Source organism: Escherichia sp. E4385 (assembly GCF_963883145.1).
Lineage (GTDB): Bacteria > Pseudomonadota > Gammaproteobacteria > Enterobacterales > Enterobacteriaceae > Escherichia.
Genome location: NZ_CAWOOJ010000020.1, coordinates 15,560 through 40,723 on the forward strand (window position 1 = coordinate 15,560; position 25,164 = coordinate 40,723).

The 25,164-nt window shown below is 51.5% G+C and carries 25 protein-coding genes; 12 read left to right on the plus strand and 13 right to left on the minus strand.

Features of this window, described 5'->3' with window-relative positions:
• Positions 1 to 5 precede the first annotated feature (5 nt).
• Entirely contained in the window at positions 6 to 761 is a 756-nt protein-coding gene (ubiE, locus tag AACS80_RS20620; protein ID WP_000227958.1) for a bifunctional demethylmenaquinone methyltransferase/2-methoxy-6-polyprenyl-1,4-benzoquinol methylase UbiE, read from the minus strand.
• Positions 762 to 855: 94 nt separating this feature from the next.
• Complete coding sequence (gene rmuC / locus AACS80_RS20625; protein WP_135410623.1) at positions 856 to 2,283, minus strand: DNA recombination protein RmuC; 1,428 nt, start codon at positions 2,281 to 2,283, stop codon at positions 856 to 858.
• Between the two features lie 215 nt (positions 2,284 to 2,498).
• Between rmuC and AACS80_RS20630 the strand changes: the two genes are divergently transcribed.
• From AACS80_RS20630 to AACS80_RS20655, 6 genes are read left to right on the plus strand one after another with little or no spacing between them, the layout of a single operon-like run.
• Positions 2,499 to 3,266, plus strand: a complete 768-nt coding sequence (locus tag AACS80_RS20630) for an IclR family transcriptional regulator (RefSeq protein ID WP_135410622.1) — start codon at positions 2,499 to 2,501, stop codon at positions 3,264 to 3,266.
• A 23-nt stretch (positions 3,267 to 3,289) separates the two neighbouring features.
• The gene (locus AACS80_RS20635; protein WP_135410621.1) at positions 3,290 to 4,294 is read left to right on the plus strand and encodes a 2-dehydro-3-deoxygalactonokinase; all 1,005 of its coding nucleotides are present in this window, start codon (positions 3,290 to 3,292) and stop codon (positions 4,292 to 4,294) included.
• The gene (locus AACS80_RS20640) at positions 4,284 to 4,913 is read left to right on the plus strand and encodes a 2-dehydro-3-deoxy-6-phosphogalactonate aldolase (RefSeq protein WP_135410620.1); all 630 of its coding nucleotides are present in this window, start codon (positions 4,284 to 4,286) and stop codon (positions 4,911 to 4,913) included. The genes AACS80_RS20635 and AACS80_RS20640 overlap by 11 nt, the downstream gene beginning before the upstream one ends.
• Before the next feature lie 24 nt (positions 4,914 to 4,937).
• Positions 4,938 to 5,912: a Bug family tripartite tricarboxylate transporter substrate binding protein gene (locus tag AACS80_RS20645; RefSeq protein ID WP_138183973.1), complete on the plus strand. Its 975-nt coding sequence runs from the start codon at positions 4,938 to 4,940 to the stop codon at positions 5,910 to 5,912.
• A 16-nt stretch (positions 5,913 to 5,928) separates the two neighbouring features.
• Positions 5,929 to 6,435 (plus strand): tripartite tricarboxylate transporter TctB family protein, encoded by a 507-nt coding sequence (locus tag AACS80_RS20650; RefSeq protein ID WP_130209456.1) that lies wholly within the window; start codon positions 5,929 to 5,931, stop codon positions 6,433 to 6,435.
• Between the two features lie 12 nt (positions 6,436 to 6,447).
• A complete protein-coding gene (locus AACS80_RS20655) occupies positions 6,448 to 7,938 on the plus strand; it encodes a tripartite tricarboxylate transporter permease (protein WP_138183974.1) in 1,491 nt (496 codons plus the stop codon).
• A gap of 212 nt (positions 7,939 to 8,150) precedes the next feature.
• Here the strand turns inward: AACS80_RS20655 and udp are convergent, their stop codons facing one another.
• Complete coding sequence (gene udp / locus AACS80_RS20660; protein ID WP_130209452.1) at positions 8,151 to 8,915, minus strand: uridine phosphorylase; 765 nt, start codon at positions 8,913 to 8,915, stop codon at positions 8,151 to 8,153.
• A gap of 261 nt (positions 8,916 to 9,176) precedes the next feature.
• On the opposite strand from udp, the gene AACS80_RS20665 reads away from it, so the two are divergent.
• The gene (locus AACS80_RS20665) at positions 9,177 to 9,992 is read left to right on the plus strand and encodes a dienelactone hydrolase family protein (RefSeq protein WP_130209450.1); all 816 of its coding nucleotides are present in this window, start codon (positions 9,177 to 9,179) and stop codon (positions 9,990 to 9,992) included.
• A gap of 38 nt (positions 9,993 to 10,030) precedes the next feature.
• On the opposite strand, the gene metE is transcribed toward AACS80_RS20665, so the two are convergent.
• Positions 10,031 to 12,292 carry a 5-methyltetrahydropteroyltriglutamate--homocysteine S-methyltransferase gene (gene metE / locus AACS80_RS20670; RefSeq protein WP_138183976.1) on the minus strand — a complete coding sequence of 754 codons (2,262 nt, stop codon included), beginning with the start codon at positions 12,290 to 12,292 and terminating at the stop codon, positions 10,031 to 10,033.
• Positions 12,293 to 12,409: 117 nt separating this feature from the next.
• Between metE and metR the strand changes: the two genes are divergently transcribed.
• Positions 12,410 to 13,363, plus strand: coding sequence for an HTH-type transcriptional regulator MetR (metR, locus tag AACS80_RS20675; protein ID WP_000573618.1), 954 nt, complete (start codon positions 12,410 to 12,412; stop codon positions 13,361 to 13,363).
• On the opposite strand, the gene bioP is transcribed toward metR, so the two are convergent.
• From bioP to pldB, 3 genes are all read right to left on the minus strand, one after another.
• A complete protein-coding gene (gene bioP / locus AACS80_RS20680) occupies positions 13,251 to 14,150 on the minus strand; it encodes a biotin transporter (RefSeq protein ID WP_001196237.1) in 900 nt (299 codons plus the stop codon). The genes metR and bioP overlap by 113 nt on opposite strands.
• 75 nt (positions 14,151 to 14,225) lie before the next feature.
• Positions 14,226 to 15,026 carry a sugar/pyridoxal phosphate phosphatase YigL gene (gene yigL, locus AACS80_RS20685; RefSeq protein ID WP_130209446.1) on the minus strand — a complete coding sequence of 267 codons (801 nt, stop codon included), beginning with the start codon at positions 15,024 to 15,026 and terminating at the stop codon, positions 14,226 to 14,228.
• A gap of 7 nt (positions 15,027 to 15,033) precedes the next feature.
• Entirely contained in the window at positions 15,034 to 16,056 is a 1,023-nt protein-coding gene (gene pldB / locus AACS80_RS20690; RefSeq protein WP_135410619.1) for a lysophospholipase L2, read from the minus strand.
• Positions 16,057 to 16,166: 110 nt separating this feature from the next.
• Between pldB and rhtB the strand changes: the two genes are divergently transcribed.
• Positions 16,167 to 16,787 carry a homoserine/homoserine lactone efflux protein gene (rhtB, locus tag AACS80_RS20695; RefSeq protein ID WP_130219502.1) on the plus strand — a complete coding sequence of 207 codons (621 nt, stop codon included), beginning with the start codon at positions 16,167 to 16,169 and terminating at the stop codon, positions 16,785 to 16,787.
• Between the two features lie 61 nt (positions 16,788 to 16,848).
• Here rhtB and rhtC read toward each other — a convergent pair whose 3' ends face one another.
• The 3 genes from rhtC to pldA all read right to left on the minus strand — a co-directional run bounded on the left by rhtC (position 16,849) and on the right by pldA (position 20,363).
• Positions 16,849 to 17,469 (minus strand): threonine export protein RhtC, encoded by a 621-nt coding sequence (rhtC, locus tag AACS80_RS20700; protein ID WP_000928845.1) that lies wholly within the window; start codon positions 17,467 to 17,469, stop codon positions 16,849 to 16,851.
• 63 nt (positions 17,470 to 17,532) lie between these two features.
• A complete protein-coding gene (gene recQ, locus AACS80_RS20705) occupies positions 17,533 to 19,362 on the minus strand; it encodes an ATP-dependent DNA helicase RecQ (RefSeq protein WP_130209494.1) in 1,830 nt (609 codons plus the stop codon).
• A 131-nt stretch (positions 19,363 to 19,493) separates the two neighbouring features.
• Positions 19,494 to 20,363, minus strand: coding sequence for a phospholipase A (pldA, locus tag AACS80_RS20710; RefSeq protein ID WP_130223375.1), 870 nt, complete (start codon positions 20,361 to 20,363; stop codon positions 19,494 to 19,496).
• A gap of 165 nt (positions 20,364 to 20,528) precedes the next feature.
• On the opposite strand from pldA, the gene yigI reads away from it, so the two are divergent.
• Entirely contained in the window at positions 20,529 to 20,996 is a 468-nt protein-coding gene (gene yigI / locus AACS80_RS20715; protein WP_001277142.1) for an acyl-CoA thioesterase YigI, read from the plus strand.
• A gap of 217 nt (positions 20,997 to 21,213) precedes the next feature.
• Positions 21,214 to 22,101, plus strand: coding sequence for an EamA family transporter RarD (rarD, locus tag AACS80_RS20720; RefSeq protein ID WP_000339103.1), 888 nt, complete (start codon positions 21,214 to 21,216; stop codon positions 22,099 to 22,101).
• 46 nt (positions 22,102 to 22,147) lie between these two features.
• Here the strand turns inward: rarD and AACS80_RS20725 are convergent, their stop codons facing one another.
• The 3 genes from AACS80_RS20725 to ysgD form a co-directional block, all read right to left on the minus strand.
• On the minus strand, positions 22,148 to 22,447 hold the full coding sequence (locus AACS80_RS20725) for a hypothetical protein (RefSeq protein ID WP_138183977.1): 300 nt from the start codon (positions 22,445 to 22,447) through the stop codon (positions 22,148 to 22,150).
• 628 nt (positions 22,448 to 23,075) lie between these two features.
• Positions 23,076 to 24,026, minus strand: coding sequence for a magnesium/cobalt transporter CorA (gene corA, locus AACS80_RS20730; RefSeq protein WP_130209436.1), 951 nt, complete (start codon positions 24,024 to 24,026; stop codon positions 23,076 to 23,078).
• Positions 24,027 to 24,176: 150 nt separating this feature from the next.
• Positions 24,177 to 24,233, minus strand: coding sequence for a YsgD/CorL family protein (gene ysgD, locus AACS80_RS20735; protein WP_212723238.1), 57 nt, complete (start codon positions 24,231 to 24,233; stop codon positions 24,177 to 24,179).
• A 161-nt stretch (positions 24,234 to 24,394) separates the two neighbouring features.
• On the opposite strand from ysgD, the gene AACS80_RS20740 reads away from it, so the two are divergent.
• Positions 24,395 to 25,159, plus strand: a complete 765-nt coding sequence (locus tag AACS80_RS20740) for a phosphodiester glycosidase family protein (protein ID WP_138183978.1) — start codon at positions 24,395 to 24,397, stop codon at positions 25,157 to 25,159.
• Positions 25,160 to 25,164: the final 5 nt, after the last annotated feature.

The following is a 25,164-nucleotide window of genomic DNA, read 5'->3' on the forward strand; positions in this document are numbered from 1 at the left end:
TCCTGTCAGAACTTATAACCACGATGCAGCGCCACAACGCCAGCCGTCAGGTTGTAATAATCGACACTTTCGAATCCGGCATCCTGCATCATGGCTTTCAGCGTATCCTGATCGGGATGCATACGGATGGATTCGGCCAGATAGCGGTAGCTGTCGGCATCGTTCGCCACCAGCGAGCCAATACGTGGCAGCACATGGAAGGAGTAAGCGTCATAGGCTTTGCTTAACGGTTCGATAATCGGCTTCGAGAACTCAAGCACCAGCAGGCGGCCGCCCGGTTTCAGCACGCGATACATCGAACGCAGTGCTTTATCTTTGTCGGTAACGTTACGCAGACCAAACGAAATGGTGATGCAATCAAAGGTGTTATCCGGGAACGGCAGCGCCTCTGCGTTCGCCTGAACATACTCAACGTTGCCAATCACACCGATATTGCGCAGTTTCTCACGGCCCATCTTGAGCATGGATTCATTGATATCGGCGAGAACCACTTTGCCCGTTTCACCAACCAGGCGGGAGAATTTCGCCGTCAGATCGCCGGTACCGCCAGCCAGATCCAGTACGGTCTGCCCACGACGCACACCGCTGCAATCGATCGTGAATCGCTTCCACAAACGATGAATACCAAATGACATCAAATCATTCATGACATCATATTTCGATGCCACGGAATGGAAAACGTGGGCGACCATATCCGCTTTTTGTTCCTTCGCGACGGTCTGAAAACCAAAGTGCGTCGTTTCTTGTGACTTATCCACCATCTCAATGCCTGCTCATCAAAAAATTGTTCCAGAAGTGTAACAGATTGGGCGTCGATGCCCTAGATTTCTACCCGGCTTAACTACCCCTAATGGGCTAGCGCGACTGCTGATTATATTCATCATCGCGTTGATAAGCTTCATCATTCGGCTGCCCCGGAACCGACCGCAGTCGATACTCTTCATCCTGGCTCACCGCCTGTTCAGCCAAGTCCGGATTAATCTCGCGTTTAATTTCTACCCCTAAACCGCGAAACGCTTCTGCCTGCGCCAGCACATTTCCGCGACCTGAAGAGAGTTTTTTCATCGCCTGCCGATAATTATCCTGCGCTTTGTCCAGACTTTGACCAATCGCGGACATATCATCAATAAACAGACGCATCTTGTCGTACAGCTTGCTGGCACGATCGGCGATTTGCTGGGCGTTACGGCTTTGATGCTCATAACGCCACAGGTTGGCGATAGTACGCAACGCCACCAGCAGCGTGGTGGGACTAACCAGCATGATGTTGTTCTTTAACGCTTCGGTGATCAGCTCTGGCTGGCGATCAAGCGCCAGTAAAAACGCTGGTTCGACGGGAATAAACATCAGCACGTAATCCAGCGTTCGTAGCCCCGGCAGCTGTTGATAGTCTTTGCGTCCCAGCAAACGGATATGGTTACGCACCGACGCGATATGCTCCTGTAGCGCGCTTTCGCGGGTGTAGTCGTCTTCGGCGTTAAAATAGCGTTCATAGGCGACCAACGTCATTTTGGCATCGATCACCACATCTTTCCCCTGCGGCAGCCGCACGATGACATCCGGCTGCATCCGCGAGCGAGCATCATTTTCGATGCTTACCTGGGTTTCGTATTCATACCCTTCACGCAGTCCGGAAGCCTCCAGCACCCGCGTCAGTACCACTTCGCCCCAGTTCCCCTGGGTTTTGTTATCGCCTTTCAGCGCGCGCGTCAGGTTGATCGCTTCCTGGGCCATTTGCGCGTTGAGTTGCTGTAGATTACGAATTTCGTGGGTCAGGGTATGGCGTTCTTGTGCTTCTTTACCAAAGCTGTCCTGTACCTGTCGGCGAAAACCATCCAGTTGTTCACGCAGCGGCGATAACAAGTTGTTCAGACTCTGACGATTTTGTTCATCTACCCGGCGATTACTGTGCTCAAAAATACGGTTGGCGAGATTTTCAAATCGCTCGCTCAAACGCTGCTCGCTGTTGATCATCTGGCGGATTTTATCGTCAGCGTGTTGCTGTGCGGCTTCCATCCGCGTGGTTACTTCACGCAGATCCGCCTCCAGCGAAGTATTGATACTTTGCAGACTACGCACTTCGTTATTGAGCATTTCACACTCTGCGCGCCAGTGCTCACTTTGGGTAATCTGTTGTTTTGCCGCACTTAACTCCGCGACCATCTCTTCACGTTCGGCTAATTGCTCGGCTTTTTGCTGCGCATGTTGATAACTGGCAAACAGCCAACCGATGGCCACACTGACCAGCGCAATAATGGCATAAACAATGATTGAGAAATCCACAAAGCCTCCTGACGCAACAACTTACCCGCACAAAATAGAATTGTGCTGTACAAACGTCCAGTTTGAAAGAAGTTTCCTGCGAGGCGCTACGCAAAACGATCGTTTATTTTGCTTATTTTATCCCACAATATGAGACTAAGTTTATATTGTGGGACGCATCACCTTTTCCCCACTTTATTCTGTGAAACACTCGGCAATATCATCAGGAGACATCTATGGCAGAAACCTCTTCAACCACCGCTGGCGCACAAACGTTATTACGCGGACTGGCGGTTATTAATGCTGTTTATAACGGTTGCCATGACCTGAAAAGCATCGGCGAGTTCACCGGCACGACGCGGAGTACAACCCATCGTTTAGTCTCTGTTTTGGTGGAGCAACGCTATCTGCGCCATGTCCCAACTCAGGGCTACCAACTGGGCGCCAAACTGATCGAACTCGGCGCCAGAGCGCTGGAAAGCACTTCATTGTATGAAGTTGCACAGCCCGTTTTGCAACGTCTGGCCCGTTACACCCAGGACACCGTGCATCTGGGGATCGTTGAAGGCGACGAAGTGCTGTATCTGGAGAAGATCAACAGTCAGCGCGGGCTGGAAATGCGCTCACGCCCAGGCCATCGCATGCCACTGGCAATCACCGGCATCGGCAAGGCGTTGATCCTCAACCGAACAGAAGAAGAGTGGCGCACACTATTTTTAACTTGTGGTGATGAAACAAAACTGGGCGCATTTATACAAAACATGCGCCGTTATGCCGCCAGTGGTTTTGCTTTTGATCTGGAAGAGAACGAGCCCACTATCCGTTGCGTTGCAGCGCCGATTTACAACGCCCGGAATGAAATTGTGGCGGCCATTTCTGTCGCCAGTACCACCACGTATATGTCGCTGGCGCGCCTGGAAGAACTGGCACCTTACGTCAAATCCTGTGCAGAAGAGATCTCCGCTGAACTGGGCTGGGGTAAGCACGTCCGCAAAGATAATTAAACCATGATTAAAGGAAACGGCTAATGTCGAGAAATACCTCATTTATTGCCCTGGACTGGGGAACGTCATCGCTTCGGGCATGGCGTTTTGGTGACTCACCAGATCCACAAGAAAAACGTGAATTCCCCTGGGGAATCATGAAATTACCCTCCCAGGCAGCAACACGTGAGGACGCTTTCCACGATACATTTTTGCGTGTCTGTGGAGACTGGCTGGCACAATCCCCCTGCCCGGTTCTGGCTTGTGGCATGATCGGCAGTGCGCAAGGGTGGCAACCAGCAGCTTATTTACCTTGCCCGGTCACTCTCGATGGCCTGGCGAAGCAACTGACGCCGGTTATCCACCAGCAGCAGACAATGCTGCACATCATTCCCGGCGTGATTAAAGAAGGTGAAATGCCCGAAGTGATGCGTGGCGAAGAGACACAAATCTTCGGTGCCATCGCAATGGAACCTGCCCTGCAAGACGCAATCCGTAAGGGTGTGCCGGTGCTGATTGGCTTACCTGGCACTCATGCGAAATGGGCGGTGGTTGAAAATAACACCATTACCGATTTCCGAACCTTTATGACGGGCGAATTATTTGATGTTTTATCCCGCCATTCGATTCTTGGCGCCACCATGCATTCGGGAGATGAGCCGCACTGGGATGCCTTTGCCCAAGGACTGACAGCGGCACTGGAGCATCATCAGACCGGATTATTATCGACGCTGTTTTCGACCCGTTCGCGCTTGCTGACCGATAATCTTACGCCGTCCTCACAGGGCGATTATCTTTCCGGATTACTGATAGGCCATGAATTATGTGGTCTGGCATCCAGCTTGCTGCGTGATTTACCCGCCACAACGCCGATCGCCTTAATCGGTAGCGCCACCCTGAACAGCCGCTATTCACGGGCGTTCAGCCACGTTTTTCCCGACAGACAGCTTCACGCCATTCCTAATGCCACTGAACAGGGATTATGGCGAATCGCCCACGCTGCCGGGCTACTCTCCACCAACGCCAGGGAATGTACTCATGCCATTTAATACGCTTTTGCAAAAAACCGGGTTAGTCGCCATTTTACGCAGCGTGAAACCGGATGAGATTGTCGCCATCGGTGAAAAGCTGTACGCCGCCGGATTCCGCCTGATTGAGATTCCCATGAACTCGCCGGAGCCGTTGCAAAGTATCAGTATACTGCGCGACGCCCTGCCTAAGGACTGCCTGGTCGGAGCCGGAACTGTGCTTTCAGTAGAGCAGGTGGTCGCGGTTAAAGAGGCTGGAGGCCAGATTATCGTGATGCCGCATTGCGATACTGCGGTGATCCGTCGCGCCCGTGCGCTGGGTATGTATTGCGCGCCTGGCGTCGCTACGCCCACTGAAGCCTTTGCTGCCATTGAACACGGCGCCAATGCCATCAAGCTGTTCCCGGCCGAACAAATTACGCCAGAAGTCACCAAAGCCTGGCGTGCGGTTATTCCGCAATCCGTTCCGATGTTACCGGTTGGCGGTATCACACCGGAAACCATGGCGCGTTATCTGAGTTACGGCGCAAACGGCTTCGGCCTCGGTTCTGCGCTATATCGCCCCGGCATGACGCCAGAGCAGGTCTATGAAAATGCAGTGCTGTTTATGAACGCATGGAACAATTTAAATAATAACTAACTGATAAATAAGGATATAAAACCAATGATAAAACATCTTACCTTACCGAAAAAAATGGCTGCGATGGTACTTCTTGCAGGCGCTGCCCTCAGCACTGCACCCGTACAGGCGGCTTCCTGGCCAACCAAACAGATCGAGTTAGTCGTACCCTACGCTGCCGGAGGCGGTACGGATCTGGTTGCCCGAGCCTTTGCTGATGCCGCCAAAAACCATTTACCCGTCAGCATCGGGGTTATCAATAAACCTGGCGGTGGCGGCGCTATTGGCCTGAGCGAAATCGCCGCTGCCCGCCCTAACGGTTACAAAATCGGTTTAGGCACGGTTGAACTGACCACCCTTCCCAGCCTCGGAATGGTGCGTTTTACAACCAGCGACTTCAAACCCATCGCCCGTCTGAATGCGGATCCGGCGGCTATCACCGTCCGTGCCGATGCGCCGTGGAATAGCTATGAAGAATTTATGATTTACGCCAAAGCGAATCCCGGAAAAGTACGCATTGGTAACTCAGGCACCGGGGCTATCTGGCATCTGGCGGCGGCTGCTCTGGAAGACAAAACGGGCGCGAAGTTTTCTCATGTCCCTTATGACGGCGCAGCCCCTGCCATTACAGGTCTGTTAGGCGGGCACATTGAAGCGGTTTCTGTAAGCCCAGGTGAAGTTATCAACCATGTGAAAGGTGGCAAGCTGAAGACACTGGTGGTGATGGCGGATGAGCGTGTGAAAGCCATGCCTGACGTACCGACGTTAAAAGAGAAAAGCGTTGATCTCTCCATCGGCACCTGGCGCGGTCTGATTGTGTCGCAAAAAACGCCGCAGGATGTGGTGGATGTTCTGGCGAAGGCAGCAAAAGAGACGGCTGAAGAGCCTGTATTTCAGGATGCTCTGCAAAAGTTGAATCTCAACTATGCATGGCTTGATGGCGCCAGCTTCCAGACCCAAATCAGCGAGCAGGAACAGTATTTTGACGAGCTGCTAACTCGCCTGGGCCTGAAAAAATAATCCCGAGGTACGGTCGATGAACACAAAACAGTCTGTTGCTCAACTCGCCGTACCGCACCGCAAGCGCCTTTCATCCACCGTGGTGGTGGCGCTGTTACTTTGCGTAGTTGCTGGCACAGTGATGATTAATGCCGCTGATTTTCCAGCAACTGCCATTGAAACGGATCCCGGTGCAAGTGCCTTCCCTACCTTCTATGCCTGCGCCCTGATTGTGCTCGCTGTCTTGCTGGTGATACGCGATCTTTTGCTGGCAAAACCAGAATCTTGCGCCAACGCACAGGAAAAACCGGCATTCAGGAAAACGGCAACGGGAATTGCGGCAACCGCGTTTTATATTGTGGCGATGAGCTACTGCGGTTATCTCATTACTACTCCTGTTTTCCTCATCGTCATTATGACGTTGATGGGCTACAGGCGATGGGTACTCACACCGGGTATTGCGCTCTTGTTAACGGCAATCCTCTGGTTGCTGTTCGTCGAAGCGTTACAGGTGCCATTGCCTGTCGGCACATTTTTCGAATAACAGGGGCCGGCAATGTTTGAAAGTGAACTTTTAACTCAGGGTTTTTCGACATTACTCAGTAATCCTCAGGCGCTGCTGTTTGCCACGTTTGGGGTGATGCTGGGTATTGTGATTGGCGCCCTGCCCGGTTTAACAGCGACCATGGGGGTGGCGATTTTACTGCCTTTCACCTACGGCATGGAGCCTGTTTCTGGCTTGTTGATGATTTGCGGCGTCTTTTTTGGCGGCGTCTATGGCGGTTCTATCACCGCAATTTTGCTCAAAATTCCAGGCACACCCGCAGCCGCAGCCACCGCAATTGACGGTTATGAGCTGACGAAGCAGGGAAAAGCCGGGCTGGCGTTGAGTGCCGCCACGTTCTCTTCCTTTAGCGGCAGAACAATCAGCATTATTGTGCTGATGTTTCTCTCTCCGGTACTTGCCAGTTGGGCGTTGAAGTTTAGTGCTTCAGAGTCCTTCGCCCTGGCAACCTTCGGGCTGAGTATTATTGCCAGTATTTCCGGCGAGTCGTTGATTAAAGGACTGATTGCCGGAGTTGGCGGATTGCTGATCGCAACGATAGGCCTGGATCCAATGGGCGGTTTTCCACGGTTTACAGGTGGATTTGTGGAGCTGATGAATGTGCCATTTATCCCGGTGATGATTGGTTTATTTGCTGCTTCAGAGGCATTCCGCTCTATGGAGCAAAACCAGCAAATTCGTCAGGGCGCGAAGGTGGCTATCGGCAGTCTGTTACTGCCCTGGCAAACGCTACGTCGCATCGCATTAACCATTTTGCGCTCATCAGGATTAGGGGTTTTTATCGGCATGATCCCCGGTGCGGGAGCGGATATTGCAGCTTTTGTTGCCTATAACGAAACTCGTCGTTTCAGTAAGACGCCTGAAAACTTTGGTAAGGGTGAGATTAAGGCGGTGGCCTCCTGTGAGGCAGGCGCGAATGGCTGCACCGGTGGCGCCTTGTTACCTATGCTGACGCTAGGGATCCCTGGCGATGCGGTAACCGCCATCATGCTGGGCGCGTTAACGTTACAAGGGATGCAGCCAGGTCCACTGATGTTTACCGACCACGGCGATATGGTTTATACGCTGTTTGTCGGCATGATCTTCTGTTACTTCATGCTGCTAGTGCTTGGGCTGCTCTCTTTGAAAGTCATCGGCAACGTGGTGAAAATCCCCGGCAATATTCTCACGCCGATGATCCTCGCGCTTTGTGTTGTTGGGACTTATGCGCTGAACAATAGCCTGTTTGATGTCGGCATTATGCTGATTGCGGGCGTAGTGGGCTATTTCATGCAGAAAGGGGGATATCCGGCGTCGCCAGTGGTCCTGGCATTGATTATGGGGCCAATGGCAGAAAGTAATTTTCGCCGGGCGCTGTCGCTTTCGGGTGGGTCACTCGACTTTCTGTATACCCGACCGATCACCCTGGCATTGCTGACTCTGGCAGCCTTTACGCTGCTGACGCCAATAATCCGCAAAATTATGCGCTTACGGCGTCAGTAACAGATATCGCTCTCCGAAGTCGGGGAGTATGAGACTGATGACAAACGCTAAATTGCCTGATGCGCTGCGCTTATCAGGCCTACCACAGAAATGCAATATATTGAATTTGCATGCTTTTGTAGGCCCGGATAAGGCGTTCACGCCGCATCCGGCATGAACAAAGCACACGTTAACAACAATCGGAATGCTCCCCTAAGCCAGGGAGCATTTTTTTATTTCAGCAGACGACGCGCCGCTTCCACCACGATTTTCACCGCATGGCTTTCAGTTTGTTTCATCGTCTCAGCATTCGGGATCTCTTGCTGGGTGCGGTTAACGATAACGCCCGCCACCATACCTGCACGCAGGCCCTGGCTTGCGCACATGGTTAGCAACGTTGCAGATTCCATTTCATAGTTCATCACGCCCATCGCCTGCCACTCTTCCATAGAACCTTTAAAGTGACGGACTACGCGACCAGAGTATGTGTCATAACGTTCCTGGCCCGGGTAGAAGGTGTCAGAAGAAGCAGTCACACCAATGTGGGTGGTCGCGCCAATGGATTTCGCGGCTTCTACCAGTGCAGTAGTACATTCGAAATCAGCGACAGCCGGGAACTCCAGCGGAGCGAAGTGCAGGCTCGCGCCATCCAGACGAACAGACGCCGTGGTAACCAATACATCACCAACATTAATATGCGGCTGAATAGCACCCGTCGTACCGATACGCAGGAAGGTGCGAATGCCCAGCTGTGCCAGCTCTTCAACAGCAATAGAAGTAGACGGACCGCCGATACCGGTAGAGCAGACAATAACAGGTTTACCATCCAGCTCTGCGCGCCAGGTGGTGAATTCGCGGTGAGATGCCAGCTTAACCGGCTTATCCATCAGCGCGGCGATCTTTTCCACACGATCCGGGTCGCCAGGGACGATGGCAAGCGTAGCCCCTTGTAAATCGTTTTTAGTGAGGCCGAGATGAAAAACATCAGACTTGGACATATACAACTCCTCTGTGAATCGGTTTAGTCAGAAGAAGCAAAAAGACACTTTACCGAAGGATTTAACATTTTTTCGTGACACCCATCACCATGACGCAAATGTGTTGCATGCATTTACCTGATAAAAGTGATTTAAATCACATAAATAACTCTTTACCGTGTGTTGTTGCATAAAAGATGAGCCGATTCAGGCAATGTGATTTGTTGCATGCTGACTATAGTTAACATTGCGCAAAATTTTTATAAGGGTACGGAGAATACCATGGCAACAACACAACAATCTGGATTTGCACCTGCTGCATCGCCCCTCGCCTCGACCATCGTTCAGACCCCGGAAGATGCGATTGTGGCAGGGTTCACCTCTATCCCTTCACAAGGGGATAACATGCCTGCTTACCATGCTCGCCCAAAGCAGAGCGATGGCCCACTGCCAGTGGTCATTGTAGTGCAAGAAATTTTTGGCGTGCATGAACATATCCGCGATATTTGTCGCCGTCTGGCGCTGGAGGGGTATCTGGCTATCGCACCAGAACTCTATTTCCGCGAAGGCGATCCGAATGATTTCGCCGATATCCCAACGCTGCTAAGTGGTCTGGTGGCAAAAGTACCTGACTCACAGGTATTGGCCGATCTCGATCATGTCGCCAGTTGGGCGTCACGCAACGGCGGCGATGTCCATCGTTTAATGATCACCGGATTTTGCTGGGGCGGACGCATCACCTGGCTGTATGCCGCGCATAATCCACAGTTAAAAGCCGCAGTGGCGTGGTACGGCAAACTGACGGGCGATAAGTCACTGAATTCACCGAAACAACCTGTTGATATCGCAACCGATCTTAACGCTCCGGTTCTCGGCTTATATGGCGGCCAGGATAACAGCATTCCGCAGGAGAGCGTGGAAACGATGCGCCAGGCGCTGCGGGCAGCAAACGCGAAAGCAGAGATTATCGTTTACCCGGATGCCGGGCATGCATTCAACGCCGATTATCGTCCGAGCTATCATGCAGAATCTGCAAAAGACGGCTGGCAGCGAATGCTGGAATGGTTCAGGCAGTATGGTGGCAAGAAGTCGCTGTAATGAGAAAAGACCGGGTGGTATTACCACCCGGTTTGGATTTACCCCCGACGCAAATTCTGCGCCGCCTGCACCATGTTCGCCAGCGCGGCGCGGGTTTCTGGCCAGCCACGCGTTTTCAGGCCGCAGTCCGGGTTGACCCACAGACGCTCTGCCGGAATGCGTTTTGCCGCTTTCTTCAGCAAGGCTTCAATCCATTCCACACTCGGTACGTTTGGCGAGTGAATGTCATAGACGCCTGGGCCAATTTCATTCGGATAATCAAACTCTTCAAATGACTCCAGCAACTCCATGTCGGAACGCGAGGTTTCGATGGTGATGACGTCTGCATCCAGTGCCGCAATCGAATCCATGATGTCGTTGAACTCGCAATAACACATGTGAGTGTGGATTTGCGTTTCATCTTTCGCTACGGCGGCGTTGATACGGAAGGCCTCTACGCCCCACTGGAGATAAGCATCCCAGTCGCTGCGGCGCAGCGGTAAACCTTCGCGCAGTGCCGGTTCGTCAATCTGGATGATACCAATCCCTGCCGCTTCCAGGTCCGCCACTTCATCACGCAGCGCCAGCGCAATTTGTTTGGCGATGGTTTCACGGCTGACATCTTCACGCGGGAACGACCAGCAGAGAATCGTCACCGGGCCAGTCAGCATCCCTTTCACCGGTTTGTCGGTCAGCGATTGTGCATACTTCGCCCACTCTACGGTGATCGGTGCCGGGCGGCTAACGTCACCAATAACAATCGGTGGCTTCACGCAGCGGGAACCGTAGCTCTGTACCCAACCGTTTTGCGTAAAGACAAAACCGTCGAGATGCTCACCAAAGTATTCCACCATGTCGTTACGCTCGGCCTCGCCATGTACCAGCACATCCAGTCCCAAACGTTCCTGCTCAACAATGGCCTGCTTGATATGTTCCGCAATGCCCGTGCGGTAGTTATTGGCGTCAAGATTGCCCTTTTTGAAATCCAGACGCAGGGTACGAATTTCCGTGGTTTGCGGGAAGGAACCAATCGTGGTGGTCGGCCACGCGGGCAGTTTAAAACGCGCACGCTGGGCTTCGGCACGCACTTCATAGACATTAGCACGCTGACTGTCCTGGGCGGTGATCGCCGCCAGACGTTTTTCTACCGCCGGATTATGTACACGGGTAGAGTGGCGGCGCGCCTGAATCGGGGCGCTCCACTCTGCCAGAGCTGCCGTGTCACCACTGTTCAGCGCATCGCGCAGCAGCGCCAGTTCATGGCATTTTTGCAGGGCGAAGGCAAACCAGCTTTTCACTTCTGCATCAAGACGCGTTTCCACGCTCAGGTCGATGGGGCTGTGCAGCAGTGAGCAGGAAGATGCCACCCACAAATCACGTTTGCCAACAATGTCCTTAATTTGCGCATATTTCTCGGTAAGATCGGCGCGCCAGACGTTACGACCATTGATCAGACCAGCAGACAGCAGCCAGTCAGAAGGCAAACGCTTGTGCAGTTCAACAACGTCATCTTTGCCATGCACGAGGTCAACATGCAGCCCCTGAACAGGCAGCGCAGTAATCGTGTTGAGGTTTGGTGTGACGCCTTCAAAATAGGTAGTCAGCAGCAGTTTCACCTGCCCCTGGAGCGCGTCGTAAGCGGGTTTGTATGCGTCCAGCCACGCCTGCGGCAGTTCCAGTACCAGAGCTGGTTCGTCGATCTGTACCCACTCAATGCCGCGTTTTGCCAGTTCTGCCAGCACTTGCTGATAAACCGGCAGAATGTCGTTCAGCAGGCTCAGGCGGTCAAACTGTTCACCTTTCACTTTCCCCAGCCACAGGTAGGTAATCGGCCCCAGCAGCACAGGTTTCACCTTGTGGCCCAGCGCCAGCGCCTCGTCCACTTCCTCCAGCAGCTGCGTCCAGGTCAGTTTGAACTGTTGGCCTTTTACGAACTCCGGCACCATGTAGTGATAGTTGGTGTTAAACCATTTGGTCATTTCCGCTGCCGCCGCAGGTTCGCCAGTCGGCGCACGTCCACGACCAATACGGAACAGGGTGTCGATATCTACCGAACCATCTTTGTTCTGGTGACGCGCCGGAACATTACCCAGCAGCAGGCTGGTGGTCAGAACATGATCGTACCAGGCAAAATCGCCCACCGGCAGCAGGTCGATACCCGCTTGCTTTTGTTGATCCCAGTGACGAGCACGCAATTCACGCCCTACTGCCAGCAGTTCTTCACGCGTGGAGTTCCCCGCCCAATAACTTTCTTGCGCTTTTTTCAGCTCGCGACGCAGGCCAACGCGAGGAAAACCGAGGGTGTGATTAAGAATTGTCATTATATGCCCCTTGTGGAATTTTTAGTATTTAGACGTCCAGATGTTTACACATCCATATTTGCCAGTTACTGTATATTCCTCAAGCGCAAATTATTCATGCCGAAGTGAAGGACTTTCATGATCGAAGTAAAACACCTGAAAACGCTACAAGCGTTGCGGAACTGCGGCTCGCTCGCAGCCGCTGCGGCGACGTTGCATCAGACGCAATCCGCCCTGTCTCACCAGTTTAGCGATCTGGAACAACGCCTCGGCTTCCGGCTATTTGTGCGTAAAAGCCAGCCGCTTCGCTTTACACCGCAGGGAGAAATCCTGCTACAACTGGCAAACCAGGTACTGCCGCAAATCAGCCAGGCACTGCAAGCCTGTAATGAACCGCAGCAGACACGCCTGCGCATCGCCATCGAGTGCCACAGCTGTATTCAGTGGCTGACGCCCGCATTAGAAAATTTCCATAAGAACTGGCCGCAGGTGGAGATGGATTTTAAATCGGGCGTAACGTTTGATCCGCAGCCTGCGTTGCAACAGGGCGAGCTGGATCTGGTGATGACGTCCGATATTCTGCCGCGCAGTGGCCTGCATTATTCGCCGATGTTCGATTATGAAGTACGCCTGGTGTTAGCACCTGACCATCCACTGGCGGCAAAAACGCGTATTACACCGGAAGATCTCGCCAGCGAAACGCTGTTGATTTATCCGGTGCAGCGTAGCCGACTGGATGTCTGGCGGCATTTTCTTCAGCCAGCAGGCGTCAGCCCGTCACTGAAAAGCGTCGATAACACCTTATTGTTGATTCAGATGGTTGCCGCACGGATGGGTATTGCCGCACTACCGCATTGGGTAGTGGAGAGTTTTGAACGCCAGGGTCTGGTGGTCACCAAAACCCTGGGCGAAGGCTTGTGGAGCCGACTGTACGCCGCCGTGCGCGATGGCGAGCAGCGTCAGCCGATTACAGAAGCGTTTATTCGTTCAGCGCGCAATCACGCCTGCGATCATCTGCCGTTTGTGAAGAGCGCGGAGCGACCCACTTACGATGCACCCACAGTGAGGCCAGGATCACCAGCGCGCCTGTAATAAACGTTGGCCAGTGCGGCTGTTGGTGCCAGATAGCCAGGTTTACCAGCAGCCCTGCCGGAACGTGCATATTATTCATAATGCCCAGCGTTCCGGCGTCCACCTGCGTCGCGCCGTAGTTCCACATAAAGTAGCCAATCCCGGAAGCCACCACGCCAAGAAACACCAGAATGCCCCATTGCAACGTGGTTTGCGGCATTTTCTGCGCATTTCCCAGCAAGAACCATGCAATCACTGCCACCAGGAACGCGCCAAGATAGAACCACGCAAAGGCGTTATGCTGCGGCATCGGGCGAGTTTCCATCAGGCGTTTATAGCCCACCATACCAATGGCAAAAGTGATATTGGAGAGTTGTACCAGCAGCAGGCCCGTCCAGAAATGGTCGGTGACCTGATCGTAGCGAATAATTCCGGCGCCAATCACCGCCAGCAAGGCGCTAAAGGCATAGCCCCAGCGCAGGCGGCGCTTGCTCATGATGTCATAAATCAGCGTGATGTAGAGCGGCGTCAGCACGGTGAACAGCAACAGTTCGGAGACCGTCAGGTAGAGATAAGCACGGAAACTCAGCATATACATCACGCCAAGCTGCATCGCGCCCACCAGCATATACAGGCCGACCGTTTTCAGGCTATTGCCACGGGTACGCAGAAACGGCAGAAAAACGAGTGCCGCCAGGCCAACGCGCACCAGCACCGCAAAATAGCTATCGACGTGGCCCGCAAGGTACTCGCCATAAAAGCTAAAGGAGAAGGCCCACAGAATCGTGGTGATGATAAGTAGCGCCACAATGGAAAACTCTTTGATTAACGAGTATCCATTGTAGCGAAGTATCAGGTTGACAACTGACCAAATAAAGAACGATTACGATAAATAGAGCTTACGCAGATAATGCGGCACTGCGTCTTCGGCGTTAGTACCAATCACTTCCAGCTCTGGATGCAGATCTTTCAGCCGTTGATGTGCGCTGCCCATAATGCAGCCTTTACCCGCCATCGACAGCATTTCGGCATCGTTCATTCCATCGCCAAAGGCAATACAATCTTGCAGGCTGTAGCCCAGTTTCTTCGCTACCGCTTCCAGGGCATGGCCTTTTGAAACGCCGCCAGCCATGACTTCCAGGCAGGTTAAGGTAGAGAAACTGACATTGACGCGATCGCCCCAGCGAGCGTTAATCGCTTGCTCCAGTGGCAGAAGTTTTTCATGGGAATCACTGGTGAAGAACACTTTGCTGACACCTTCTGGTTCCAGCAACCCCGGCTCATATAGCGCATATTTGAATACCGCTTCTTTAAAAAAGCGCATCTCTTCCGGGCGGTGGCGATTCATAAACCATTCGTCGTCGCGATAAACGTTAGTAATGATGTCCGGATTGTCGTTGACTACGCCAAACAGGTCACTGGCAATGTCGCGATCCAGGTTATGAGCAAAAACCAGATTGCCATCCAGATCGTGAACGCGCGCGCCATTGGAGGTAATCATGTAAGACTTAATCTCCAGATTATCGCGAATTTGCCCCACATCAACGTGGTGGCGACCAGTCGCAAACACAAAGTTGATGCCGCGCGCGGTGAGCAGCTTCAGAGTTTCTTTGGCGTAAGGGGATAACGTATGGTCGGGAGAAAGTAACGTGCCATCTAAATCAGACGCAACAACCTGGTACATAAGAAATTTAAACCTCTGTAGAGCGGTTTCCGCTGGGTGAGTTATGCCTGTTGAAAAAATCAACGATGGCGTGGAGCGCGACTGAGCGCATTGCGTCCTTTTCAAAAAGGATCTCGTGGTACGCACCTTTAATTACCAACGGTCGACCTCCTTCTACAGGGTGGCCCGCGGCGGCGCGAAGTTCACAAAAACGGTCGTGCATGCGGTTATCCACCACGCGCTCTTCTTCAGCCTGCAAAAGCAGCGTTGGCGTGGCGTCATCACCTGCTCCGGCTAACACCTGTTCTCCGGCCAGAATACTTTCGCGTACCCAATGGTATGTCGGCCCGCCGACACGAATCGTTGGGTCATCAGCATAGAAGCGTAGATTGCGCCGATATCGCTGCCTGCTGTGGGTAAGCACGTTGATGGTAAACGGCAAGGCGCGCCAGCGCCCGGTGCCTATCGCATAGCCATCGCGAAAACGTGGGTGCGCTTCGGCCCAGTTTAGAATCTGCCGCGCCATAAATGACGGCATGCGAATCACAATGCCGAACATTGGCGCGGTCAGTGCAATGGCATCGCACACGCCAGGATGGCGTTGCAGGAACAGAGTGGAGATTGCGCCGCCCATCGAGTGGGCCAGTATATAGCGTTTACGCCACGGACCTGGCTGGACCTCTTGTTGCCAGAACGCCGCCAGATCATCAACATAATCATCAAAACGATTAACATGGCCAAGATGTGGATCGGCTAACAGACGACCGGAACGCCCTTGCCCGCGATGGTCGATGATTAATACATCAAACCCCAAATGGAACAGGTCGTAGGCCAGTTCCGCATATTTTACGTAGCTCTCAATGCGCCCTGGGCAGATGACGACCACCCGGTCATGGTGCTGTGCGCAAAAACGGACAAAGCGCACCGGAATGTCATCCACACCAGTAAACTCTGCTTCATCACGCTGACGCCAGAAATCAGTCAGCGGTCCCATGGTAAAAGCAGCAAACGCTTTTTCTCTTGTTTCCCAGTCTTTTTGCTGCTGAAACATCGGGTAATCTGCCTCTTAAACCACGTAAAATCGTTTTTTTAAGCGTGCCTGACACAACGCTGCGACAGTAGCGTATTGTGGCACAAAAATAGACACACCGGGAGTTCATCATGACTTTAGAATGGTGGTTTGCCTACCTGCTGACATCGATCATTTTAAGCTTGTCGCCAGGCTCTGGCGCAATCAATACCATGACCACTTCCCTTAACCACGGTTATCGTGGTGCAGTGGCGTCTATTGCTGGTTTACAAACCGGGCTGGCGATTCATATTGTGCTGGTTGGCGTGGGATTGGGGACGCTATTTTCCCGCTCAGTGATTGCGTTTGAAGTGTTGAAGTGGGCGGGAGCGGCTTACCTGATTTGGCTGGGGATCCAGCAGTGGCGCGCCGCTGGCGCAATTGACCTTAAATCGCTGACCCCGACCCAATCACGGCGTCATCTGTACCAACGGGCCGTGTTTGTGAATCTCACCAATCCCAAAAGTATTGTGTTTCTGGCAGCGCTATTTCCGCAATTCATCATGCCGCAGCAGCCGCAAGTTATGCAGTATATCGTGCTCGGCGTCACCACCATTGTGGTCGATATTATTGTGATGATCGGTTACGCCACCCTCGCCCAACGGATCGCGTTATGGATAAAAGGGCCGAAACAAATGAAGGCATTGAATAAGATTTTCGGCTCGCTGTTTATGCTGGTGGGAGCGCTGTTGGCATCGGCGAGACATGCTTAAAAAATAATGTCGGATGCGGCGTAAACGCCTTATCCGACTTACTCTGATGACGCGTCTGGCATCAACGCGAAATAATCAAATGAATGCCAAATCCGGCAAATAATGCCCCGGCAAAACCATCAATCCACTTCGCCAGACGTTGATAACCACGGCGCATTTGCGGCAGGGCAAACAGGCTGGCAACGACGGTAAACCATGCCAGCGTTTCGACAATAATCAGCGCGAAAATGCCCCAGCGTTCGGTGGTGCCGACGTTATCGCCGACAAACAGCGAGAACACCGAGCCAAAGTAGATAATCGCTTTCGGATTGGCGAGATTGGTCAGTAAACCTTTCAGGAAACTGCGCCCGCTTTTCGCCAGTTCTACCTGTGGCGCAGGTGCAGAAACAACCTCTTTTTTCAGTGCGCTACGTAGCATCTGGTAGCCCATCCAGCAGAGATACAGGCCACCACCTACCATAATCAGCGTATGCAGCCAGGCCATTTTTTCGATAATCAGATGCAGGCCAAGCAGCGCAATCCCAGCCCAAACCATTACGCCGCAGGTAATGCCCAGCACACCCATCATCGCTTCTTTACGGGAACGACTAACGGCAGTCTGAGAGACAAAAAAGAAATCGGGACCGGGGCTCATAAGCGCCACGATGTGCACCATGGCAACGGTGAGGAATAACATCAACATACAATTGACTCGCGGGGAAAACGTTTACGGAATCTTCATCCTGGCACTTTTTTATGCCGCTGACTACTCTTCGTCGTCGCCGTCAACATGCGCGCGGATAAGCGTCATAAACGGTTTACCAAAGCGTTCCAGCTTGCGCATCCCAACGCCGTTAACGCTGAGCATTTCGCTGGCGGTGATCGGCATCTGTTCCGCCATCTCAATTAAGGTTGCGTCGTTAAACACCACGTACGGCGGGACATTGCTTTCATCGGCAATCGATTTACGCAGTTTGCGTAATTTAGCGAACAGTTTACGGTCATAGTTGCCGCCGAACGATTTCTGCATCGCTTTCGGTTTGAGCGCCACAATACGCGGCACGGCAAGTTGCAAAGAGGATTCGCCACGCAGTACCGGGCGCGCGGCTTCTGTCAGCTGTAACGCGGAGTGCTGGGCAATATTTTGCGTCACCAGGCCGAGGTGAATCAGCTGGCGGATCACGCTCACCCAGTGCTCATGACTTTTATCGCGGCCCATGCCGTAGACTTTCAGTTTGTCATGACCATAGTCGCGAATACGCTGGTTATTGGCGCCGCGAATCACTTCCACCACATAGCCCATCCCAAACCGCTGATTCACACGACCAATGGTGGAAAGGGCAATCTGTGCATCGGTTGAACCATCGTACTGTTTCGGCGGATCGAGGCAGATATCGCAGTTACCACATGGTTCCTGACGACCTTCGCCAAAATAGTTCAGCAACACCAGACGACGGCAAGTTTGCGCTTCGGCAAATGCGCCCATCGCATTGAGTTTATGGCGCTCGATATCCTGCAACTGCCCCTGCGGCTTCTCTTCCAGGCAACGGCGCAGCCACGCCATATCCGCTGGATCGTAAAACAGCATCGCTTCCGCAGGCAGGCCATCACGCCCGGCGCGACCGGTTTCCTGATAATAGGATTCGATATTGCGCGGGATATCAAAGTGCACCACGAAGCGGACGTTAGGCTTGTTGATGCCCATACCAAACGCCACGGTCGCCACCACAATTTGCAGGTCATCGCGCTGAAATTTCTCCTGCACATCGGCGCGGACATCGTTTTCCAGGCCTGCATGATACGCCGCCGCGCTAATTCCTTTACTTTGCAGACGCGCGGCTGTGTCTTCTACTTTCGCCCGACTGTTGCAGTAGATAATGCCCGACTTTCCCCGCTGTTCCTGCACGTAACGCATCAACTGATCGAGCGGTTTGAACTTCTCCATCAGCATGTAGCGAATATTCGGACGGTCAAAACTGCTGATTTGAATTAGCGGATCGTTCAGCCCCAGCAGACGCACAATATCCTGCCGCGTGGTGTCGTCGGCGGTGGCGGTTAGCGCCATAAACGGCAGCGTCGGAAAACGCTGACGCAGCTGACCGAGCGCGGCATATTCCGGGCGGAAATCGTGGCCCCACTGGGAGATACAGTGCGCTTCATCAACGGCTAATAACACCGGATTCCAGTGCGCCAGATGCTCAAGGAAGTTATCCAGCATCAGGCGTTCCGGCGCGATATAGAGCAGACGAATTTGCCCGGTACGGCAGCCTGTCATCACTTCAAGTTGCTGCTCTCGGGTTTGCGTCGAGTTAAGGCACGCCGCCGCCACGCCGTTGGCTTGCAGTTGATCCACCTGATCTTTCATCAACGAAATCAGCGGTGAAACAACCACGGTAAGGCCGTTTAGCAATAAGGCAGGAATTTGATAGCAAAGGGATTTTCCGCCACCAGTGGGCATGACGACCAGGCAATCGCGACCAGAAAGTACGGTATCGATGATCTCTTCCTGACCAGGGCGAAACTGTTGGTAGCCAAAGGTTTCTTGTAAAACCTGCTTAGCTCCTGACTCCAGATTCAACACTTCCGCCTGCGCCACATTCACCCCGATTGCCTGAAATAAAAACAGGCGCTATTTTCAGCGCCTGCGCGAGAAACTGCAATGCTTTTAGTCTCTGAGAGGATAATCCTGGATGCTGGATTCCAGATTTGCCTTTCAATCAACTCGCATTAGAACAGGTCGTTTAGCATAACTCCCACACCGACGCGGGTCTGGTTAAAGTTATAGTCGATGAGCGATTCGCCATAGCCGCTGTAGACTTGGGTATAAAGACGCACATGTTTGGTGATCGGGTAGCTTAAGCCTAACTCCGCACCACCATAACCGGTGTTCCAGTTGTACTGCCCTTTCGCGCTCAGCACAGCATCACCGAGGTGATAACCAATTTTAAGCTGGTAGTAACCCATATATTTGGTGATGTCCGGGTTATCGTCCGTATTACCGACGACATACCACGGCTTCACTTCTACCAGCCAGTTACCGTTCTCTGCCATCAGGCGGGTGTAGATACGGTTCCAACTACGGGAAGTTGGGTCAGAACGTCCGTTAGAGTCGTGATTATAACCCATCTCTACATCGCGCAGCGTCCAGCCTGCAAAGCTGTAATCGGTGGCGAACCCGAGGAACAATTGCGGTTCATAGTTGGTTTCACGAAACGGTGATGACTCATCGCTATTAGAAAGCTGCCACCAGGATTTCTGTGTGTAGGAAGCGCCCAGTACAGAGTTTGGCCCCAAAATCCCCCGCCACAGCGGAAACGCCAGGCTCAACTGGAACTTTACTTCATCCTTACGCGCGTTTTCTGCCCAGTCGTAACTGGCAATAGCTTCTTTATTCAGATCGCTGGTTTGGGTGTAGATGATGTAGTTGGTGTCGTAAGGATAAAGGGTGAAAGGATTGTCATGCTCCTGCAACATATTGGCGATAATGCTGCCACGTACTGCTGGCGCGTCATGCACATCTTTCACCGTTGCCTCTTGCGCATTTGCCACTATCGGCAGCATACACATCGGCAACAAGCAGCCCAGTAGAGTCCGCATCGATCGTGTTCTCCATAACGAATTATTGATTAGATGAATATTTTTTCTGCGGGCTATTTTACATACTTAACTCAATTGCCGTTAGTTATCCCTTCCTAAAGTAGAAACCAACAACAAAGAAGCATAAAATCAACATTTCATTAACCAATGAAGTGTAAGGATGATATGTCTGCCGTACTGACCGCCGAACAAGCCCTGAAATTAGTGGGTGAAATGTTTGTTTATCACATGCCATTTAACCGCGCATTGGGGATGGAGCTGGAGCGTTACGAAAAAGAATTTGCACAGCTGGCCTTTAAAAATCAGCCGATGATGGTTGGTAACTGGGCGCAAAGCATTTTGCACGGTGGGGTCATTGCGTCGGCGCTGGACGTCGCTGCGGGTCTGGTGTGTGTAGGTAGCACCTTAACCCGCCACGAAACCATCAGTGAGGATGAACTGCGCCAGCGGCTATCGCGGATGGGGACAATTGATCTTCGCGTCGATTATCTACGTCCAGGCAGAGGCGAGCGTTTTACAGCTACCAGTAGCCTGCTGCGTGCGGGTAATAAAGTCGCCGTCGCCCGCGTTGAACTGCACAATGAAGAACAGCTTTATATTGCCAGTGCTACCGCCACCTATATGGTAGGTTGAATACATAAAAGCAGGTAAACTGCTGAGACTTATGACAAACGCAAAATTGCCTGATGCGCTACGCTTATCAGGCCTACCAGAGAAATGCAATATATTGAATTTGCATGGTTTTGTAGGCTGAATAAGGCGTTAACGCCGCATCCAGCATGAACAAAGCACACTTTGTCAGCAAACTGAGCAGGTCAACTGCTATCAACAACAAAAAATGAGTTTTCCAATGGATGCAAAACAAACGCGGCAGGGCGTATTACTCGCTCTTGCCGCTTATTTTATTTGGGGTATCGCCCCAGCGTACTTCAAGCTGATTTACTACGTGCCCGCCGATGAGATCCTGACGCATCGCGTGATCTGGTCGTTTTTCTTTATGGTGGTGCTGATGAGCATCTGCCGCCAGTGGTCCTATTTAAAAACGCTGATTCAGACGCCACAGAAAATTTTTATGCTGGCAGTCTCTGCCGTGCTGATTGGCGGCAACTGGCTACTGTTTATCTGGGCGGTGAACAATCACCATATGCTAGAAGCGAGCCTCGGGTACTTTATTAACCCGCTGGTGAACATTGTGCTGGGGATGATTTTCCTCGGCGAGCGATTCCGCCGGATGCAATGGCTGGCGGTGATTCTGGCGATATGTGGCGTGTTGGTCCAGCTGTGGACTTTTGGTTCGCTACCTATTATCGCGCTGGGGCTGGCGTTTAGTTTTGCCTTCTACGGCCTGGTACGCAAGAAAATTGCCGTTGAAGCGCAAACCGGCATGTTAATCGAAACCATGTGGTTGCTGCCCGTGGCGGCGATTTACCTGTTTGCTATTGCCGACAGCTCAACCAGCCATATGGGGCAAAACCCTATGTCGCTGAATTTACTGCTGATCGCCGCCGGTATTGTCACTACCGTACCGCTGTTGTGTTTTACCGCCGCTGCGACACGCCTGCGTCTCTCAACGTTAGGCTTTTTCCAGTACATTGGCCCGACGCTGATGTTCCTGCTGGCTGTGACGTTTTATGGTGAAAAACCGGGTGCCGATAAGATGGTGACTTTCGCCTTTATTTGGGTGGCGCTGGCAATTTTTGTGATGGATGCGATTTATACGCAGCGTAGAAAAAGTTAAGCATTAACATGGGTAGGCCATTTAAAAAGCCTACCCACTGACTTATCTATCTTTTTTTGAAAAAAATTAAGATAAGAAAAAGTACGATATTTGTTACAGGAAATATACCCAAAACTCCCCAGTACTTACTCCATCCTAGAGACATTGTATATCTACCAAGGATTTGACAAAACCCAAAACTTAACCCTATACCTAAACTTCTTAAATTTAATGTCGTAGTCAGGCTTAAAATAAATAGAACAAGGATGGTAATAGCCCACCACAATAACCACGCCTTAACAAAATCAGATTTTTTGCTGTAAGGTTCTTTACCCAAGAATAACTGCCAAAAGTTACCATTTCCCATATAGAATCCATTCACCCCAGATATTATTTATAGAATAAAAATACATTTCAATTATATTTAATTAAAATATACCCCATCAATAAAAACTTACACACTCTAAATTACTAATGTATAGTTATCAATACAAAGACTGCCATATTGCATAGATATAGCAACTTATATGAGCTAAATAATATATAAACTTCAATCCATCATATATATATATAACAATGTAAAAATTTTTAAATCATCCATCAGAAATATATTCTACCCATCCAGGCTTGAGCGCTTATCACGCTTGCAGTTCATAATCTATACATTAACATCATGGTCAATATTAATAACTTTGAATGATATCAACCTGGCTTTGAGTTTTATTCTGATCAACACTAATACATATGTGAATATCAACATCGGAGCTAAAAGAATAAGAGATACTGGATGTAAGGCAATCTACTTTGTATTGACTTCATTGGGTTTGACACTTTTTTCTATCATCTCTGCAGCAATTGAAGGGATGAGATGTGATTCATTAAGCGTCCAACTCAACGTGGCATGGATATTATTCACAACAATTATGTTATCTGTGATTCCCTCGGCTAAAATGTCGCTGTCAGCACACTAACTTACTCACAGCGACATCGTAAAGTTACAGCCAGTTCTTGCGCTTAAAGTACAGATACGGTGCCAGGCCCGCGAGGATCATAAAGATAATCGCTGCCGGGTAGCCGAAGCTCCACTTCAACTCTGGCATAAACTCAAAGTTCATCCCGTAGCTGGAAGCGACCAGCGTTGGCGGCAGGAACACGACGGACACCACCGAGAAGATTTTGATGATGCGGTTCTGCTCGATGTTGATAAAGCCCATCGCTGCCTGCATCAAGAAGTTCACCTTCTGGAACAAGGATTCGTTATGCGGCAGCAGGGACTCGATATCTCGCAGAATTTCACGCGCCTGCTCCAGTTGCCCACCCGGTAAGCGTGCTTTACGTACCAGGAAGTTGAGCGCGCGCTGGGTATCCATCAGACACAGGCGAACTTTCCAGCCGATATCTTCCAGTTCTGCCAATGTGGAGAGTGCCTCGTCGTACTCATCGCCCTGACGCCCTTCCATAATCACCCGGCTCAGTTGCTCCAGATCGCTGTAGATGTTTTCAATTTCATCCGCTAACTGTTCGATTTTGGTTTCGAACAGATCCAGCAGCAGCTCGTAAGCGTTACCGTCTACCATCGACTGGCTGCGGGCGCGCATACGATACAGACGGAATGCAGGCAGCTCGCGTTCACGCAGTGTAAACAGACGACCATCGCGGATGGTAAATGCTACAGTAGAGTTACCGGCGTGATCTTCCGCATCTTCAAAGAAGAAGAAGGAGTGAATATGCAGGCCGTCATCGTCTTCAAAGAAACGCGCCGATGCTTCGATGTCTTCCAGTTCCGGGCGAGTTGCCAGGCTCTGGCCAAGTTCAGATTGTACGCGCAGTCGCTCGTCGTCATCCGGTTCGACAAGATCAATCCATACTGCATTTACAAGGGGTTGTGACTCTTCGACTTCCAGCCGGGTCAGTCGGTTATTTTCCAGTTGAAATGCGCTCAGCATGACCGGGACTCCCAATGCTTAAAATATCGGACAGTTCGGTGGGCACACAGAAACAAATTGGGTTTCAGACCATTAAACAGCCTGACTCAGCGCGACGGGAAAATTGAGGTCGCTGACAACCGCTAAGGCTATCAGCAAAAGGGGATAGCCTTAGGAGTTGATCCTGGATGACAGGATAATGAGCCAGTATCTACTGGGTGTGTCCAAGGCGAATGTCCTCTTAGAGTGATCGTGCGCGCATGTTACGCCAGCAAAATTTTGCCGTCAACACGCAACAGAACACCACAGAACAATAGTTGAACTTCGCGCTTTTTGGTACTCGTCAAGGCCATTAACAGGATAAAAAAATCCCACATCCAGGACCTATAATGGCGCATCGGCTACTCATTGGTAAAGGAATGATCACCTTGAATCTCAAACGGATTTTTCTCGCTCTCACCTTGCTCCCCTTGTTTGCTGCTGCTGCTGATGACTGCGCGCTCTCTGACCCAACGCTGACTGTGCAGGCGTATACCGTTAATCCTCAAACCGAACGGGTGAAAATGTACTGGCAAAAAGCCAATGGCGAAGCGTGGGAAACGTTACATGCGCTGCTGGCTGATGTTAATAATCAGGATCAGGTTCAGATGGTGATGAACGGCGGCATCTATGATGAAAACTATGCGCCGCTCGGTTTGTACATCGAAAACGGTCAGCAGAAAGTGGCGTTAAATCTCGCCTCGGGGGAAGGTAATTTCTTTATCCGTCCTGGCGGCGTTTTTTATGTTGCGGGAAATAAAGTCGGCATCGTTCGTTTGGATGCCTTTAAAGCCAGTAAAGAGATTCAGTTTGCGGTGCAGTCAGGGCCAATGCTGATGGAAAATGGCGTAATTAATCCGCGTATTCATCCCAACGTCGCCTCACGCAAAATCCGTAACGGTGTGGGGATTAATAAACAAGGGAACGCTGTGTTTTTGTTGAGCCAGCAGGCGACAAATTTTTATGATTTTGCCTGTTATGCCAAAGCGAAACTGGACGTCGAGCAGCTGCTTTATCTTGATGGCACGATTTCACATATGTATGTGAAAGGCGGGGCAATCCCGTGGCAACGCTATCCTTTTGTTACCATGATTTCCGTCGAGCGGAAAAGTTAAGCATT